Below are 515 nucleotides of genomic sequence, written 5' to 3' on the forward strand. Positions count from 1 at the left end.
ATTCTCACTAATGAATTGTCTAAGTTGTTCCTTCGTAAACATGCTCATGTTGTGTTCTCCTGCCTCCTGATGTCTATTACTAGATTAGCTTGGTTTAGGAGTTTACACAATTTATTTTACACTCTCCGTTAAAACAATATCTTCACCTATAATTTCATAGGTTTCATTTGTAAACTTCTCTACATTTTCAATGACATTGTTACTGTCATTTTTATTTAATGCTAATCCAGAAGAAGTAGAAACTGTGAATACGGCCATTACAACAGCTAAAAAGACGATAACAGTTTTTTTAATTATTCTCAGTCCTTTCATAAATATATATTGAAAGCTGGCCAGCATTTCAATCATAGATGGAAACGACTACAACAAAAATAATTAAATGGAATTCTTAGTTAAGTCCGTATAATTGTGTAAAAATGAAATCTCTTAAAAATTAAGAGAGCCATTTTAAAATCCCTCAGTTAGAATGGAGTTATCCAGACAACATTCTAAATGTACGAGGTGATTTAAATGGC

At 31.1% G+C, this 515-nt stretch carries 1 protein-coding gene; it reads right to left on the reverse strand.

Features of this window, described 5'->3' with window-relative positions; all coding sequences use genetic code 11:
* Nucleotides 1-111: 111 nt before the first annotated feature.
* Nucleotides 112-348 carry a hypothetical protein gene (locus ACFPXP_RS07900; RefSeq protein ID WP_379893700.1) on the reverse strand — a complete coding sequence of 79 codons (237 nt, stop codon included), beginning with the start codon at nucleotides 346-348 and terminating at the stop codon, nucleotides 112-114.
* Between the last annotated feature and the right edge of the window lie 167 nt (nucleotides 349-515).

Origin of the sequence: Marinicrinis lubricantis (assembly GCF_042658665.1) — a bacterium.
Classification (GTDB): Bacteria; Bacillota; Bacilli; order Paenibacillales; family KCTC-33676; genus Marinicrinis; species Marinicrinis lubricantis.